Raw genomic sequence first — 17206 nt, forward strand, 5'->3', positions numbered from 1 at the left:
CCAGCCCCTGCGGCCTTTGGCCCATGGCTGCAAATTATCCTGATAGGAGAATCCTTATGGACAAAAACGCCTTTGCCCCCACCCCGCCCATGGGGTGGAACAGCTACGATTATTACGACACCACCGTGAACGAGGCCCAGGTGCGGGCCAACGCGGAGGTTTTGGCCCAAAAGCTGAAGCCCTTTGGCTGGGAGTACGTGGTCATTGACATCCAGTGGTACGCCCACAGGGCGGGCTCTATGCGGGACAAGTTCCAGTACATTCCCTTTGCCCCAGTGGAGATGGACCCCTATTCCCGGCTGCTGCCAGACCCCGAGCGCTACCCCTCCGCCGCGGGCGGCCAGGGCTTTAAGCCCCTGGCGGACTACATCCACAGCCTGGGGCTGAAGTTCGGCATTCATATGATGCGGGGAATCCCCCGCCAGGCGGCCCACCAGCACGCCAAGATCCTGGGCACGGATACCACCGCGGACATGGTAGCGGAGCCAAACTCGGTCTGCCGCTGGAACCCGGACATGTATGGTGTGCGCGACTGCCCGGAAGGTCAGGCTTACTATGACTCTGTCATAGAGCTGTACGCCTCTTGGGGGGTGGACTTTATCAAATGCGATGACATCTGTAACACAGACAACCTGGTGAACCACAGCGAAAAGGGCTATGAACGCCGCCATGAAATTGAGATGCTCCACCGGGCTATTCTCAAGTCCGGGCGGGAGATTGTGCTGTCCCTTTCCCCAGGGCCGGCCATTATTCAAAAGAGCTGGCATTATAAGAAATATGCCAACATGTGGCGCATCACCGACGACTTTTGGGACAACTGGCAGGACCTGAAAGAGATGTTCCCCCGGTGCGAGATCTGGCAGGACCACATTGCCCCTGGCTGCTACCCAGACTGCGACATGCTGCCCCTGGGCAAAATTGGCGGCGGCTTTGGCCGGGGGGAGTGGGACACCCATCTGACCCGGGACGAGCAGCGGACCATGATGACCCTGTGGTGCCTGTTCGGCTCTCCGTTGATGCTGGGCGCGGAACTGACCCGGCTGGACGCGTGGACTCTGTCCCTTTTGACAAACCAAAAGGTGCTGGCCATGCTGCCCCCCGCGTGCAGGCCCCAGCAGCAGTGCCGGGACAACGCCCACGCGGTGTGGACCGCTGCCAACGAAAAAACCGGCCAGCGCTGGGTGGCGCTGTTTAACCTAGCGGATGAGGAGCGGGAGGTTTCGGCCAGGCTGGAGGGGGACCAGGCGCTGGTGGAGCTGTGGACCGGCGAGACGGCCCATGGAGAGAACGGAACCCTGCGGGCCACCGTGGCCCCCCACGGCTGCAAGGTGTATCAGGTGTGCTAGGGCCTGTTTGAAACATCGGAAACCATTCCCTCTGTGTTTCAAAAAGCCTGCGGGGAACGCTTCAGGCAATCCCTCCCAAAGATTGCGCGGGCGCCGCTTTTATAAAATATGATAAGGCCCTTGGCGGGAAATCCCATGCCAGGGGCCTTGTTGTTTTTTTATTGGGGAGCGGGGCCTTCGTTTTCCTCCCCGGAATACCGGCAGGTAAACCGGATGAACCGGGCCTGGGCCCCAGGCTGGCCTTGGCAGAACAGCCCAAAGAAACAGCCCGTGAAGGTTCCCGCCATGACCTCGGTAGAAAGCAGCTGGCTAAGCCCCTGGCCCACCAGCACAGGCTCTTGGCCCTGGGGTTTGGCAAAGAACCGGTACCCCTGCTTGTCCGACTGAATCTGAAGCGTTACCGGGCCCTCCCCGGGCAGAGGAACCAGGGGGCTTTCCATAACCATGTCGCAGACCCGCTTGCGCAGCACCGCCGCCCGCTGGCCGTCCCTCTGGACAAGGGTTAGGTCATAGTGGTGCTGGTGGGTGTGGAACACCGTGAGCCCGGCCTGGGCCTCTGGCTGGGGGAGAAGCTCTGTCTCTACAAAAGCAAGAAACTGCCGCTGGCGCACCCCCGCAAAGCTGGGAGAACCCAAAGGGCTGTCCAGGCGGTCCTCTCCGGCGGTGAGCACCAGGCCCTGTTCAAACCGGCAGCAGCCCGGCTTTTGGCCACGCAAATGGGCCCACCCGGCACACGCTGGGGTCGGGGTAAAAGCCGGGAATAACAGGGTTGCGGTATTTCATAAGGGGACCTCCTGATTTTGTGGATATTAGAGCTTGTTTGAAACATCAAAAACGCCGTCTTTTTGCCCATGAGCGGCCATCTTCTTCGTCAAAAATCCTCGTCACCCGGCCGGTTGCCTTGCGGCTTTTTTCTGGGATCTGACCCCAAATTTGTCATTCCCTCCATTTTTCAACAAGCCCTAGGGCCTGTTGGGAAATGGGGGAAATCGTCCCCGATGCTTCAAACCAGCCCGAACCTTGGAAGAAACTATAAGAATGGATGGCTTTGGGAAATAAAGGGGATTTGGGCGTGGAGTCCTGGGTAAAGAGGGGGTTCGGCTGCCGTCCCGGTGGGTTCCCGGCCAGAGTGGATGCGCTGGATCAGCACAAAAAGGACCTCTTAGATGGCGTTTGCGGGTAGTGAATACAGGTTCTTAGCCACTGGCAGGCCTCCACCCCAGGGCTTCTGCACCGGGACCATGCTCTTGCTCCACTGCCGGGCTTCCAGGGAATCGGCCTATGCCTCTATCAGCAGGGTGGAGATGGTCCGGGCCGGGAAACTGGCCCGAATAACCTGGCCTTCTATGCGGAAGGCGTAGGCCCTGTCCTCGTTCTCCTGGTTGAGCACCACCACCGCCAGGCTGCCGTCCGGGTTTTTGGCGGCGGTCAGCTCCACATGGGCGTCGCAGCGGCTAAAGCCGGCCCGCTGGGCCCCGGGCCGGATGTACCGGGAGAAGTGGCCCACATAGTCAAAGATCAGGTTGGTGTGGAAAGCGCCGCCAGAGACAATCATCCCGGCGGAGAAGCCAAAGTCCACGTGGCGGGGGCCGCCGTTTTCGTCCACGCAGAAGTTCCAGTCAATCCACTTCTCCATGCCCGCGTTCAGGTTGCCGATGATGTCGTGGGCATAGTTCACCGCGTCCTCTTGCTCCACGGTCTCGGGGGTCTTTTTGGTCAGCCAGGCGGGGCCGGCCTTGCCCGGCTGGTGCAGGGGGCAGCACTCGGAGAAAAGCAGATTGAGGCCTGGGTACTGCTCCGCCGTCATTTTAACGGCCTCGAAGTGGTCGCCGGAGTACCAGTGGAAAGCCACGCCCGCGATCATGGGGGCGGTCTCGTCGTCCACCAGGTCCCGGGTCCATTCCAGCACCCGCTCCTTGTTGTGGTCCCAGATGTACAGCCCCACCTGGTCCGCCAGGCCGGCCGCTTTTATGGCGGGGTACAGGTGGTCCCGCAAAAAGATCTTTTGCTCCTGGGCGGTCCAGACGCAGCTGTCCCAGTTGGTGGCCGCGATGGACTCATTTTGTATAGAAAGCATGGTTACCGGCACCCCCTGGTCCAGGTAGGCCTGAACCATGCGCACCAGGTACCGGGCCCAGTCGCCGTAATGCTGGGGCTTCAGGCTGCCGCCGTTGTTCCGCTGGGGCTTGCTGTGGTCCACGGCGTTGGGCCGGCCGGGCAGTTCGCCGTAGACAATGGCGTCGTTTTTCAGGGGCTTGGGGGGTGTTTTCCACTGCCAGGGGGGCGACCAGGGGCTGAGCAGCACCGAGGCCGAGGGGCCGCACAGGGCCAGGGCCTCTTTTAGGGCGGGAAGAATGTACTGGAAGTTCCGGGTCATGTCAAAGGTTTTCCACTCCGGGTCCGCCACAGGGTCTGCCACGGCCTGGTACTCTTCCAGGGAGTAGTCACAGCTGTCCAGGGGCACCCGGATGATGGAAAAACGGTTGCCTTTTTCCGTAAACAGCAGGTCCATAGCCTCCTGGCGGGCCTGGGGGGGCAGGGTGCTTAGCAGGTAGGCGGCGCTGTCTGTCATGGCGCCGCCAAAGCCCTGGATGGTTTGGTAGGTAATGTCTGGATACAGGTTGATCACGCCAGACTCCAGGTGGCGGGGCTCGTCCGCCTCTGGGGTGACGGGCAGGGTCTTTTCCACCGGGTAGCCGGTTCCATTGGCGGCAAAGGTAGTAATTTGTCTGCAATTCATAGGTGTGTTCCGTTCCTTTCTAAATGCCATTGGCGGACGTTGGGCCGCCCGGCAGATTTTATTCTATATTTTACCATTTTTTGCCGGATTTGTCAAAAGGTCCTGTTGGTTTAGAAGTAGATTTCAAAAAATCGAAAAAAGCCTTGACTTTTCTGTCATAACCTGTTATACTAGATAGCGTCATGGGGGTATAGCTCAGCTGGTTAGAGCGCCTGCTTCACACGTAGGAGGTCACAGGTTCGAGTCCTGTTATCCCCACCACCCAAAAGCCCAGGAAACAAGTTGTTTCCCAGGCTTTTTTCTTTTGCCCCGGTTTGTTATGATTGGAAGTACCTAGACCCCACGGATGGAGATTAAGGCCTGAATTCGCAGTTAAATTCAAGGCTAAAAGGGCCTAGCTCTTATTGCAAGGGCCTTATCTTTTTGCAAATATTTCTTTGTTGTTCTGAAACACAAAGCCTGAGCGGCTAATGGGGGCGTACATACCTGGTCTTTAAATCAAAGCCCCCAGAAGCCCCGGCAACTGCTTCCAGACCACCCAAGGGGCCCCTGCACGCCGCCAGAACCCATGCGGGGGCCCTGGCGGCAAAAACAAAACAGGAAGGGCTTGTGCTAAAGCGGCGGCCTTTCCTTTCTTTTTAGAAGTCGACTTTTGTCATGTCATGTCGTATTTGATAAATTTTGCCAATTCAGGTAAAATTTGTTGTATGCTGGTATTAACGCATATTTCAATGAAAGGATGACCCGTTATGACAAATGTAGAGCCCATCATTTCCAAACTTCCCCTTCCCAAAAGCAATAATTGTTACTTTGTCCTCTGTTTGGCCGTACAGGAGGCGGCCATACTTTACCCCAGGTATCCCAACGAGATCTCCCTGGAAGAACTCTGCACCCGCATTCTACAGCCCGCGGGCAAGTCCACCTCCAGGGCCGTCCGACGCTCTCTGGAACGCGCGGTGGAGTACATATGGCTTCATGGCTCGAACAATCCGGTCCTGCTTGCCATCTATGAGCATCCCATTGCGGAAAAGCTCTCTGCCAAAGACTTCATTGCTTGTACCGCGCGCTATATCTGCAATCATCCCCAGAATTATTCCGGCGTGCGGCTTACCCCAACCGGAACGCCTTTCCGCTATCTGGCAGAGGATGGTACCCCTTATTTTGCCATCCCCTGCAACCACCCCACAGTGCGGGACCTTCTCCCGGCTTTTCTGGGAGGTGAACAGCCATGACCGCGGCCCAGGTTTATGCCGCCTATCTCCTTTGGGTTGGAGAGCGTGTCCCCCGTGCCCCCCAGCAGCTTTTTAACGTTCCGGCAGCAAACTGTGATACTTTTGAGGACGAACACGCGGTGGTTAACCGGCTTTTCTTCCTGATTCCCCATATCTTTGATGGGGAACTGCACTGTTTCTCCTTTTTTGAGGAGAATATCTTTTCCAAGGATGCTTGGGGAGACCTTTTCCTGATTCATTCTTCGCTCCATCTGGTCTCTTAGCTCGCGTTCTCTTTTTCACGGCTTCGTCTCTTTGTTCACGGACTCCATAAGCCTTTTTCGCAAAATATGAGTACCGCCGGATTATTTGTTTAGTGAATATAATTCACCATAGAAGCCGAATGTCCCTTATATAAGCAAGAAGCCCCCGGCCAACCGAAAAGGTCAGCCGGGGCTTTCCGCGTTTCGCCGTATGGCTTACTCGGCGGGCTCCGCGCTGTCCGCCAGCTTCTCAAAGGCCCGCTTGGCCATCACAGCGGCCTTGTACGCGCCCGCTCCCGACAGGCGGAAATGCCCCTGCCGCCACTAAAACACCCCCAGGTCCCCAAAGCCTCCTTCCCGGGCCGCCCAGACCCGGCGAGCCAGGATTTCCTTTCCCATACACAACCGCCTTTGGGGAAAGGACTTGACCTCTTGCACCACCTCATTTAAGATAGAATATAGTGCGGATTTCTAAAAGGGGGCCCGCGGTATGGCGCTTATTCCCCCTTCCGTCCATTTTCTGGCGCCTTCGAAAGGTGGTTTCGGTATCAAAAATCCTGGAACGACGGCAGGCTTTCTTCCTCTTTTTCCTTGAATCCCCCTGGTTCCTGGCCAAAAATCCAGCGCTTTCCGGCTTTTAAACAGACTCTAGGGCTTATTGGAAAAATTGAAAAAGACCGTGTTCTCGCTATTTTCAAACGATCCCTAAACGCTCCGATCGGGAGGAAATGAAAGTTCCTTCCGCTTTTCCACAAAAAACTGTTGCAAATCTTTGGCGAATACTTTATAATTAGCATATGCCTTGGTTTTAAACTTGTGCAAATTAAATAATACATAGCTGTGTGCTCTGGCAATAATGCCTGAACAGCGTGTGGAAAGGGCTATTATTATGAACCAGTACCCGGAAAAAAACATTATCAACCTGGCTGTGGCCGGCCACGGCGGCGCGGGAAAGACGACTTTGAGCGAGGCGATGCTTTATCTGGCGGGCGCTTCGGACCGTCGTGGCAAAGTAGGAGACGGAAACACGGTCTGCGACTATGACCCGGAAGAGATCCGCCGCAAGACCTCTATCGCGGCAGCGGTGGCCCCCCTGGAGTGGAAGGGCAAGAAAATCAACCTGCTGGACGCCCCCGGTCTTTTTGACTTCGAGGGCGGAATGTGCGAGGCCATGCGCGCCGCCGACACTGCCCTGGTGGTGGTCTCTGGCAAAGACGGCCCCTCAGTGGGCACGGAAAAGGCCGTGGCCGCCGCCGAGAAGCGGGGCCTTTCCAAAATCTTCTTCGTCAACGGCCTGTGCGACGAGAGCGCCCGGTTCTACCGGGTGTTCGAGGACCTAAAGGCCCAGTTCGGCCCCTCGGTGTGCCCGGTGGTGGTGCCCTTTATTGAGGAGGGCCAGGCCAATATTTATGTGAATCTTTTAGAGTACAGGGCTTACGACTACTCTGGCGGCAAGCCGGTGCAGGTGGCCATTCCTGACATGGGCGACCGGCTGGAGGGCCTGCGCACCGCCATCTATGAGGCCGTGGCCGAGACCGACGACGCCCTGTTTGAGAAATATTTCGCCGGCGAGGAGTTCACCCCCGAAGAAGTGATTGTGGGCGTGAGCAAGGGCGTGAAGTCTGGGGCCATCACCCCGGTGTTCTGCGGTGACGCCATGCTGATGCGGGGCATGGAGCAGTTCCTGGACGGCCTGACCTGGCTGGCCCCCTCTGCGGCGGACCACGCGGGAGAAATGGGCGTGGACCCAGACGGCAACCCGGTGGAGCTGACCGTCAGCAGCGACGGCGCGGCTGCGGCTATTGTGTTCAAGACCGTGGCGGACCCCTTTATTGGCAAGCTTTCCTATATCAAGGTGATTGCCGGCAAGGTCTCTACCGAGACCCAGCTGGTCAACATGCGCACTGGCGCCACCGAGCGGGTGGGCAAGACCGTGATGCTTACCGGCAAGAAGCAGGAGGACGTGAAATATATTGGCGCGGGGGACATCGGCGCGGTGCCAAAGCTTTCGACCACCAATACCGGGGACACCCTGTGCGCCCCGGCCCGGAAGGTGACCCTGGAGGGCATCGAGTACCCGGGGGCGGCCCTCTCCATGGCCATCAGCCCCAAAAAGAAGGGGGAAGAGGACAAGGTGGCCCAGGGCATGATGCGTTTGGCCGAAGAGGACCCCACCCTGCACTTCTCCACCAATCACGAGACCCACGAGATGCTAATCAGCGGCCTGGGTGAGCAGCACCTGGACGTGGCCGTGACCAAGCTGAAGACCAAGTTTGGCGTAGAGGTTACCCTGCGGGAACCCAAGGTGGCTTACCGGGAGACCATCCGCAAGACCGTGCAGGTGCAGGGCCGGCACAAGAAGCAGACCGGCGGCCACGGGCAGTTTGGCGACGTGTGGATCGAGTTCTCTCCCTGCGACAGCGAGGGGCTGGAGTTTGGCGAGCGCGTGGTGGGCGGCTCGGTGCCAAAGGGCTTTTTCCCGGCGGTGGAAAAGGGCCTGCGGGACTGCATCAGCAAAGGGCCCCTGGCCGGGTACCCGGTGGTGGGGCTTTCCGCTGTGCTGTACGACGGCAGCTACCACCCGGTGGACTCTTCTGAAATGGCCTTTAAGACAGCGGCCAGCCTGGCCTACAAGGCGGGTATGCCAAAGGCGGGCCCGGTGCTGCTGGAGCCCATTGGCCACCTAAAGGCCACGGTGCCGGACGCCAACATGGGCGACGTGATGGGCGAGGTAAACAAGCGGCGGGGCCGGGTGCTGGGCATGGAGCCCGCGGGCGCGGGCCGGCAGACCGTGGACGCCGAGGTGCCCATGGCGGAGATGCATGACTTTAGCACCTTTGTGCGCCAGAGCACCCAGGGGCGCGGCAGCTTCAGCTTTGCGTTCGAGCGGTATGAAGAGGCCCCGGCCCAGGTGGCACAGAAGGTGATTGAGGCCGCCAAGGCGGAGAACGGAGACGAGTAAGCGGCGAAAGATTTGATAGAGCATAAAGAAAGGGCTCCGGCGGTTTGCCGGGGCCCTTTTTGGTTCTTTTTGATTGTAGGTCTGGAAACGGCCGGTGCCGCTTAGCTTCTTACATTGGGGTCCAGTCCGGCGCGCATCCACGCGGTGGGGATATTGACGACGGGCGTGCCTGTGCCATCTCCGTTGTCACGGACCGTAACGCTTACGCTTAGGGGATTATCCATGCGGGCGTTGTAGCTCTCGTCGGAGAGGCCGGGGAAGAAGACTACGGAAGAACCGGAAGGAGTGAGATTAAAAATGGAAACAGTACCGGTAGTAGGATCAATAGGATGATATTGATTATCCATGGAGAAACCGATCGCAATGCTGACAGCCTGGGCCGGAGGGTCGGCGGTAGAAGAATCCATAATAATTTGGACGCCAGCGGCCAACAGATTTTCCACTATGTCCGTAGTCTTTTTATACTCTGCATTCGTACTGCCTTTAGAGTTTGTCACTTTAAAAAGGGTCTGTTGCGTACCAGAACCGCTTTGCAGATAGCAGAGAGGTTCATTAAAGGTTAGGGTGAGAGTGCCGCCAATATACCATTGCTTGGTAAAATCGTTCTTTACCTTGAACGCGTACAACGTGTTCTGCACGCTATCGATCACAGGAGCGTCGCTGTCCGCCATACGGAAGGGGAAGGTGGCCCGGAAAGCGTCGCCGGAATTCTCCGGGCTTCGGCCCACGGCCAAGAACATGTAGTCAATGCCAGGACGCAGCTCGAAGTCCTTGGAACAGAACACGGTTTCAGAACCTTCGCCTTTTACAAATATGGTGCCCGTGCCCATAACGGCGCTGCCATCGGCTTCTGTGGTTCGAATGTAGTCGGCAATACTGTCCTTGGTGGCCTGGTCAGCGTACACGTCAAACCAAGAACCGGCGGATTTTGTGCCCTGGGGAACATTCTTGCCCATAGCGTGATAGATTTTATTGTCCGGAGAAGGCAGGGGAGCGGGCGCGGGAATAATGGAAGGATCGGGAACAAACTCCTGCTGTAAAATCTCATTCATAGCGGTAGAGTACGGCACCACCATATAGTCTATATTGGCGTCGATATTGCTGCTAATGGTAATGTTCGACCCGCTGGAGCGCAGAGAGATAACAGGCCTGGTCACCGGGCTGGTGCGGAACTGGAACACCTTGACCTCGGAGAGAATGTCCGAGTTGCCCTGGGTGACGATGTACACCAGGTACTTGGTGTCCGGGTTCAGGTCGTCCAGGGGCACGCTGGTGTTGTCTATACCCACCTCGGCGCTGTCGGTGATGATCATGGAACCGGTTAGGCCCGTACCCGCGGGGTTCATAATGTTCAGGCTGTTGGGGTACACGAATTTGTAGTTATCAATCTTTTCATCCGTGCTGGTGTTCAGGGTGTGGCCGTTGGGCAGGCCGCCGTCCTCTTTGCCTTTCAGCACCTCGTCGGCACCATACTTGCCGTCCTCGGTGTACACGCCCTTGCCGCTGTCGGCAATGCGCTTCATCTTTTCCTCAGAGACGTTGATGTTGTTCCCCTCGCGTGGGGCCAGCACCGCGGTGGTGTCGTTCCCCGCGTCGTCTTTATTGAAGGGGGCCAGCACATAGTACACAGTACCCGGGCGATCCAGGGCCAGCTCCATACTGGCGGAGTTGTCAGAGACCGTAAAGGTGGGGGTCTCGTTTTGCAGCTGGGGCGCCTTGCCGTCGGAGAACTGGTTGGTCAGCAGGCGGGGCATGTCGTCCAGGGCTTTGGGGAAAGTGATCTCCCGCACGCCGTCCTGGTGGTTCAGCACCCGGTCAAAGGCCGTGTCCGAGTTCAAGCTGCGGCTTAGCACACTTAGGCTGCTGGCCGGGCCGGTGACAAAGGTGACCTGGCCCTTAATCAGCTGGCTAAAGGTAGAGCGGTCCTCGTTGTTGCCAATACGGGTAAAGTGCAGGGCGTACTCGTAGGTCTGATCACTGGAGTCGTTCAGGCCGCAGCCAATGCCGCCGGTCTTATATTCTTCATTAATATAGTGGTATTCGCTGTTGCCCAGGTAGCGCATCACGCTGGCGCCCCGCAGGTTGGTGGCCCGGTCCGGTACGGAAATGGGGATAGAGCCAGTGTTTGCGTCCGCCACGGTAAGGCCGGCATCGTTCGTGGTTACGTTGCCCACCAGAATCCAGGGGTCCTCAACCTGGCCCTGCACCCGGGTGTACAGCTCAAACTGCACAGAGGTATCGAACCAGAAGAGCATATCCCAGTACACGCCGTCCGCTGTGCTGCCGGTAGAGCGGGGCCGGGCGGTAAAGGCAATGTCAATGGGGATCTCGGTGGTATATTCGTCGTCGTCGCCTTTGGAATAGATGGGCGTGCCGGTGGTCTGGCCGTTCGTATAGGCGTTCAGCTTGGTAGAACCTTCAAACTGGTCGATAACCACCTGCGCGGAAACCGTCTCAAAGATGGGCAGGGTCTGCCGGCCCATCACGTTGTGCCGCTCCGAGTTATCCGCAATGTTTTGCAGTTGGAACTGGTACCGCGCGCCGCTTTGCAGGTTTAGGGCGCTCTCGTTCAGGTCCGGGTTGGTGGGGAAGCTGACCACCAGCTCCGCGCCGTCCAGGTAGATCTGCACCTTATTGTAGTCCACCACCCACTCTACAGCGTTCTCGGTGGAGGTGGCCACCTTGTTGCCGGTCTCATACACCGGCACCGGCCGGCCGCTGCCGTCCAGCAGGATGATCATATCCTTCAGGGCGTTGCGCAGGTCCCGCTGGGCGCGCTCCTGCTCTTCCTGGGTCACGCCGGGCAGGTTGCCGTAGGCGGTCTGGTACATGCTTAGCAGCACCGGGTCCGTGACCTTGGGATCTGTGGAGTTGGTGGGCTGGCGGTAGATAATGTCCTCGTTGAAAATGATCCGAATGGTAGAGTCCGCATAGGGGGTGTTGGGGCTGTCCTCTGGGTACTCCTCAAACTCCTGGCGGGCCACAGGGGGCGTCTCGTCCAGGGTGTGGACGGTAAAGACCTGAATGGGGTCCGAGTAGTTGCCCGCCGCGTCCGCCGCCAGGTAGTACACGTCGTAGGCGCTTTCGGGCTGCAGGCCGCTGATGGTCAGCTTAAACTCCTTGTTGGCCTGGGCGGCTACCTTGCCGGCAAACAGGCCGTTCAGGCCGTTGACCACCTGTAGCTTGGCGTAGTCGCTATACAGGAACATATCCACACCGTCTACCTCGTAGTCGTCGCCGGCCCGGCGTACGGGATAATCGGCGCCACGGTCCACAGCCACCCAGTAGACCGTGCCGGTTTCGTTAATGGAGTTGGTCAGCTGCACCGAGGTGGCCTGGGTGGCGGTCTGTACGGTCTCCATGTTAAACTTGGGCGGGGTAATGTCCTTGGTGGTAATGGTCTGCTTGATAATGCTGGAGGACTGAGTGCCGTCCGAGTCGGTGAGCCACAGGTACAGGTCATAGCTGGTGCTCTCTTCCAGCTCACCCAGGCTCTCGGGCATGCCGTCCAGGTTCATGTCAATCTCATTAATCCTAAAGCTGTCCATGGCGTTCTTGATCATCCGCACCCGTCCATAGCCAAAGGGATCTGGGAAGGAGTGGGACAAGAACTCGCTGGGCTGGGGCTGGGTGCTGCCCGCAGGCAAAAGCACGTAGTACAGGTCGCAGGTCTTGGTGGCCATTACAGTGGCCTGCACGTCTACCAGCTCAAAGTAGGGGGTGTCCGCGTTGGTATTGTTGCGGGTGGGCGTACGGTCCGCAATGGTGGGGAAGCCAGCCGACATGGCCGGTACGCTGCCATCCGGGGTGGTGAACTCCTGCGACTTCACCGGGCTGCGCCGGCCGTGGGCGTCCACCAGCACCGCGGAGATGTAGTAGGTGCCGCCCTGGTCCAGGCCAGAGAAGGTCACCTGGTGCTCGGTTTTGGAGAGGGGCACCTCAATATTGTCAAACTGCATAAACCCGCTGCCATAAGAAGGATGGATCATGGCCTCGGCGTCCCGGTCGCCCAGGGGGCCAATGGCGGCGTTGGTCAGGGCCCAGTACAGGGTGCCGGCCTTATTCACGGAGAATACCCCGTCTGCGGAGGTGGGGGCAATGTTGCGCACCTTGGGATAGCCGGAGAGAATGTTGGGGTCGCTGGAAATTTCCTTGGCTTTTTCCGAGTCCACGTCGGGAATACCGGCAATCTCGGTAATAACGCCTGGGCGTACCACCACTTTGTCGGGCAGAATCTCGCTCACGCTGCCGTCCTCGTTCACATTCAGCTGGCCAATGTCGCCCTTGCCCGTGACCTGGGCGGAGGTGTCCAGGTGCACCTGGTCCACCACAGCGTTGATCTCCAGGTCCAGGACCGAGTCCTTGGCCTCTTCGTCCACGGTAATGGAGGACACGCTGCCAGTGCCCGTGTCGCCCACGGTCAGGGTGGACTCCGGGGTTTTGTTATACACGTCCTTCATGTTTCCGGCAATGACGAAGTTTGCGCCGGGCTGGGCCTCCAGATAAACCTTTTGCAGGCCCTTTTGGTTGTCCCGGACGTCGTCCTGTATGTAAGCGTTGCAGCTTACCTGTGTCTCGGGAATGTTGGTGCCGCCCACCGCCCGCACAGAGACGAACTGCCCGGTGGCGGGGTCGATAATCAGCTTGTGGCCCTCCACATTGTTTAGGATGATACTGGCCTCGGCGCTTTCGCTGTTGCCGCCTCCGGCAATGATAATGCGGCCCAGCACCCGAACATTATCCAGTACCACGCCGCCCAGGCCCACGCCGCCGGTAAGGAACAGGTCGCCGGCAATGGTCACGTCCCGCAGGGTCACGTTGTTGGTATTAATGGTCAGGTTGCCGAATACGCCGTTGGGGGGATAGCCGCCCACAGGGTACACGCCGGGGGTGTTGATTAGATTGCCAATGCCGATGGACAGCATTTTGGCCATTTCGCCCACCGTGATGTTGCCCTTGGGCCGAAAAGACCCGTCGGCAAAGCCGTTGATCAGGTTGTTTAGCACTGCGGACCGGGCAAAGGGCGCGGACCAAGAGCTGAATTCCCGGCCATCGGTAAACTCGGTGACCTCGCCCACGTTTTCCTCCAGGCGCATGCAGCGGCCCATCAGGGTCAGGGCTTGCTCCCGGGTTACCAGGCCGTTGGGGTTGGCCTTGGTGGGGGACTCGCCGTTGAACACGCCCTCGGTATAGCCAATGCAAATGTCGTCGTAAAACCAATCCTGACGCTTTACGTCAGTAAAAGGGATGGGGCCGGTGGTGCGGAACCCAAAGGCGCGGTTCAGCATAGCCACCATGCGGGCCCGGGTCAGGCGTTCGCCGGGGTTGATGGTCCCGCTGCCGTCGCCCTTTAAAACGCCCCATTCCCGCAGCTGGTCCACGTAGGGCTTTGCCCAAGAGGAGGCGCCGGCCCTTTGCTGGGCCAGGGGCGAAAGGGGCAGCGCCCCCAAAAACACCACAGTGCACAGCAAAAGGGCAAGAAGCCGTTTCAGGTTGTGTTTGCGTTTCATGGATATGTATTTCCTTTCTTAAAAATAGGGGGTAGCAGTTATTGAGACCTTTTGCGAAATAGCGGAAAGCCAGCCAGATTGCGCGGTCAAGGCGCATTAGGCACCTTGCGGTGTGTGGGGCAGAGCCCCACGGCCTTGCCGTAGGGCGCGTTCTTTGCGCCCGGAGGCTTTCAATTACAAAAAATAAAATGAATTCCGCAACAGGCCGACTGTATAAAAGGACCTGCCTCCTTTCTTAATAGAATAAATCGATACTATTGTATTCCATATTAGGGCAAAAAGCAACAAAAATGTAACCTTTGGGAGATATTCCCAATATGGGGAGTTGGAGTCTGTTTTGACCAAAAACAGTGGTTTCGGCGTCAAAAATCCTCAAAAAGCGGCGGGCCTTTCCTGGGGCTTTTCCCCTGGTTCCCGGCCAAAAATCCCGGGTTTCCCCGGCTTTCAAACAGGCACTGGGCTTTGTTGAAAAATAGAGGAAGGGCCGGAAAAATTACCGCCGCACCCGCTGCATGGTTTTTAGCTGCACATTAAACACCGCTTCCCGCAGCATGCTCTCCTGTTCGTTGAGCAGAGCCAGGTACTTGGCGGCAAAAAAGGACCGTCCGTCCGCCTCTTTGCCCAGGCGCAGCACCTGGCAGTCCAGCAGCAGGGGGGCAGTCCGGGTAATCGGCACCACAACCTGCACCAGGTCGCCCACCTGGATGGGCCCTGTGCAAAACAGGCTGATGCCCCCGCAGCTTAGGTCCCGGCCCGTGGCCCGCCAGCGCCCGGGCTGGTCCCCGGTGGGGTAGACGAAGGTGTCGAAGTCCACGGGCATACGCAGGTTGCTGCGCACCTGGTCGCCGGTAAGCTCCCGCAAGGGTTCGAACACCAAAAGGGTGTTCTGCCGGTGAATTACGTGGGCCAGCTTGGGGGGGATCTCCTCGTCGGCAGGCACAATCTGCACGTGCTCGGCGTTGCTTACGGCAATGGGGTCCCCTTCGAAAATATTGATTTGCAGGTTCAGTCCATCCGGGGGCCCCTCTATGCTGCCTCGGGCCAGCACCCGTGAGTTCTGGCTGTCCAGCAGCACACAGACGTTTTTCGGTTTGCTTTTTTTGTTAAAAAACATAGGCATATACTAAGAAACCTCCTCGCTTTGGCTGTTCTCCGCCGGGGCGGGCTTGTTTCGGCCCTGGTGCTGGCGGTTGAAGTCGAAATTGAGAAAATACACATAAATTTCCACCACGGCCCGGTACAGTTCGTCCGGAATCTCCTGCCCCAGGTTCAGCTGGGAGAGAATGGTGGCCAAAGAGTTGTCCTCGTAAATGGGCACGCCGTTTTCCTGGGCTACGTCCAGAATGCGCTCGGCCAGGTGCCCCATGCCCGAGGCCACAATGACAGGGGCGGAATCGCTCACTCCATATTGCAGGGCCACGGCCCGCTGGCGGGTGGGCTGGCGGGCGGGGCTTTCAGATCTTGACGTCGACACCGTTTTTCACCTCTTGAAATAGTTTTGGGAAGGCGTCCGAAATGTTCAGGGGCTTGCGCATGGCGGAAACTTTTACATCGCCGGGGTTCAGGCCGTTGCGGCGCAGAATGTCCCCCAGGTCCCGGGAAATGTCGCCGGAAAAGGCCGCCACCGCTTTGGGACAGGACACGTGCAAAGAGGTGCGCCCCCCCTGGCTGTCGATGAGCAGGTCAAAGGGGCCCACGCCCTCGATGTCCATTTTCAGCAGCAGCCGGGGCGCGGGCTCTTCCCGCCCGCCGCTGTGCTGGGCGTCCGGGTCGGCCCATATCTCGGAGAACACGGCTTTGTCTTCCCACTGGAAGGGCAGCATCAGATGCAAAAGGGGCATGTAGACGCTTTCGTTTAATAAAATAGAGTTCATCAGGCTGTTAAAGATTTCCTGGGCCGCGGTGCCGCCCTCTCCCCGCAGGGCCCGGGCCGCCAGCTGGATAAATTTATCGGCGAAATGGTCCGCCTGGGAGGCCTTGGCAAAATCTGTGCCCTTTAGCAGCCGGAGAATGTCCTCGTCGGGCAGGGAGGACAGGTTGCCCTTAAAAATATTGTAGTTGTCCAGGTGGCGGAAAGCAGCCAGCAGCTGGCTTTCCTCCCCGTTTTCGTAGCGGACCATGTCCAGGGTGAGCATGGAGAGCAGGGCCCGGGCCTGGCCGTGGTCGTGGGTACGGCGCACGTAGTCGGAGATCAGGGGAAACACCTGGCCCCGCAGAATGTCCAGGTTGCCCTGGCGGTCGCCGGCGGCCACGCCGTTTTCCATCTTGGCCGCCATCTCTGTCAGCTGGTTGGCCCAGTGAGAGGGCAGAGAGCGGGTCATGTCGTACAGGGTGCGCAGCATCCGGGTTTCCAGGTGTCCGGTGGAGGAGTAGTCGCTGTACTGCCGGAGAAACTGGAGGATCTCGTTGCGGAGCACCTCGGAATTTGAGCTGTTATAGGCATTGCGCAGGGCGGCGAACAACGCCCCGCCAAAGCGCAGGCCGCTTTGCACCTGACCCTGAAGGAACTGGGCCAGCTGGCTCTCGTCCAGCCGCATCATCTCTAGGAACTGCTGTAGCTCCGCGGCCAGTCCCTCCGAGATGCCGGAAGAAACCTGTAGGCCCTGGCCTTGTAAAAGGCGCAGAAAAGCCGACGCCGCGTCGGGGGCGTTGGCCAGGCGCTGCAAGAAAGTGAGGAAGTTGGACTCATAGCGCATTCGGTGGGACACCGAGGCGTCCCCGGCCTGCTGCTGGTCAGAGCGCTGGTCCGGCCGGGTAACCCGGCTGGGGTCTATCACATTTTGGATATTCGTATTGGGGTCGTTGGGGTTAATGGCTTGGTTGCGGGCCCCAACGTTGTCATACCCGGGGACCGGGTTGGTGGGACGCAGAATTTCAGGCATAGGCGTTCGGCTCCTGTCAGCCGCGCGGAGCTGGCGCGCGGGCGTTAGTCAAAAAACTTTGGGAAAAGTTCGCGCCCGCCTTTTAAGAGCGGACGGTACGGACCAGTCAGGCCCGGGTCATGAAACCTCTCCTTTATTCTATAAAAAAGATACAGAGGGGGCTTTTCACTATAATACCATAAATCGCCGCCAAAAGAAAGAGCGGCATGAAAAAAACATCAGAGCAAAAAACGGGCGGCAAAGAGGCCGGAGCCTGGAGGGAAAAAACAAAAAAACGGGCAAAAAGCCCCCG

General features: G+C 58.5%; 10 protein-coding genes and 1 tRNA gene. 5 read left to right on the top strand and 6 right to left on the bottom strand.

The window, feature by feature from the left end:
• Window positions 1–56: 56 nt before the first annotated feature.
• The gene (locus U8U68_RS00565; protein WP_322198912.1) at window positions 57–1346 is read left to right on the top strand and encodes a glycoside hydrolase family 27 protein; all 1290 of its coding nucleotides are present in this window, start codon (window positions 57–59) and stop codon (window positions 1344–1346) included.
• 158 nt (window positions 1347–1504) lie between these two features.
• Here the strand turns inward: U8U68_RS00565 and U8U68_RS00570 are convergent, their stop codons facing one another.
• Complete coding sequence (locus tag U8U68_RS00570; protein ID WP_322198913.1) at window positions 1505–2062, bottom strand: beta-xylosidase family glycoside hydrolase; 558 nt, start codon at window positions 2060–2062, stop codon at window positions 1505–1507.
• Between the two features lie 563 nt (window positions 2063–2625).
• The gene (locus U8U68_RS00575) at window positions 2626–4086 is read right to left on the bottom strand and encodes a glycoside hydrolase family 30 protein (RefSeq protein ID WP_322198914.1); all 1461 of its coding nucleotides are present in this window, start codon (window positions 4084–4086) and stop codon (window positions 2626–2628) included.
• Between the two features lie 184 nt (window positions 4087–4270).
• Between U8U68_RS00575 and U8U68_RS00580 the strand changes: the two genes are divergently transcribed.
• The 4 genes from U8U68_RS00580 (at window position 4271) to U8U68_RS00595 (ending at window position 8522) form a co-directional block, all read left to right on the top strand.
• Window positions 4271–4347: transfer RNA gene (locus U8U68_RS00580), tRNA-Val, on the top strand.
• 488 nt (window positions 4348–4835) lie between these two features.
• The gene (locus U8U68_RS00585) at window positions 4836–5318 is read left to right on the top strand and encodes a hypothetical protein (protein WP_322198915.1); all 483 of its coding nucleotides are present in this window, start codon (window positions 4836–4838) and stop codon (window positions 5316–5318) included.
• Entirely contained in the window at window positions 5315–5581 is a 267-nt protein-coding gene (locus U8U68_RS00590; RefSeq protein WP_322198916.1) for a hypothetical protein, read from the top strand. The genes U8U68_RS00585 and U8U68_RS00590 overlap by 4 nt, the downstream gene beginning before the upstream one ends.
• Window positions 5582–6449: 868 nt before the next feature.
• Complete coding sequence (locus U8U68_RS00595) at window positions 6450–8522, top strand: elongation factor G (RefSeq protein WP_322198917.1); 2073 nt, start codon at window positions 6450–6452, stop codon at window positions 8520–8522.
• 101 nt (window positions 8523–8623) lie between these two features.
• Here the strand turns inward: U8U68_RS00595 and U8U68_RS00600 are convergent, their stop codons facing one another.
• The 4 genes from U8U68_RS00600 to U8U68_RS00615 form a co-directional block, all read right to left on the bottom strand.
• On the bottom strand, window positions 8624–14032 hold the full coding sequence (locus U8U68_RS00600; RefSeq protein WP_322198918.1) for an S-layer homology domain-containing protein: 5409 nt from the start codon (window positions 14030–14032) through the stop codon (window positions 8624–8626).
• A 493-nt stretch (window positions 14033–14525) separates the two neighbouring features.
• Window positions 14526–15152 carry a PilZ domain-containing protein gene (locus tag U8U68_RS00605; RefSeq protein ID WP_322198919.1) on the bottom strand — a complete coding sequence of 209 codons (627 nt, stop codon included), beginning with the start codon at window positions 15150–15152 and terminating at the stop codon, window positions 14526–14528.
• Window positions 15153–15155: 3 nt separating this feature from the next.
• Window positions 15156–15506 (bottom strand): EscU/YscU/HrcU family type III secretion system export apparatus switch protein, encoded by a 351-nt coding sequence (locus U8U68_RS00610; protein ID WP_322198920.1) that lies wholly within the window; start codon window positions 15504–15506, stop codon window positions 15156–15158.
• On the bottom strand, window positions 15487–16914 hold the full coding sequence (locus tag U8U68_RS00615) for a hypothetical protein (protein WP_322198921.1): 1428 nt from the start codon (window positions 16912–16914) through the stop codon (window positions 15487–15489). The genes U8U68_RS00610 and U8U68_RS00615 overlap by 20 nt, the downstream gene beginning before the upstream one ends.
• Window positions 16915–17206 lie beyond the last annotated feature (292 nt).

Source organism: Acutalibacter intestini, from assembly GCF_034334985.1.
Lineage (GTDB): Bacteria > Bacillota > Clostridia > Oscillospirales > Acutalibacteraceae > Acutalibacter > Acutalibacter intestini.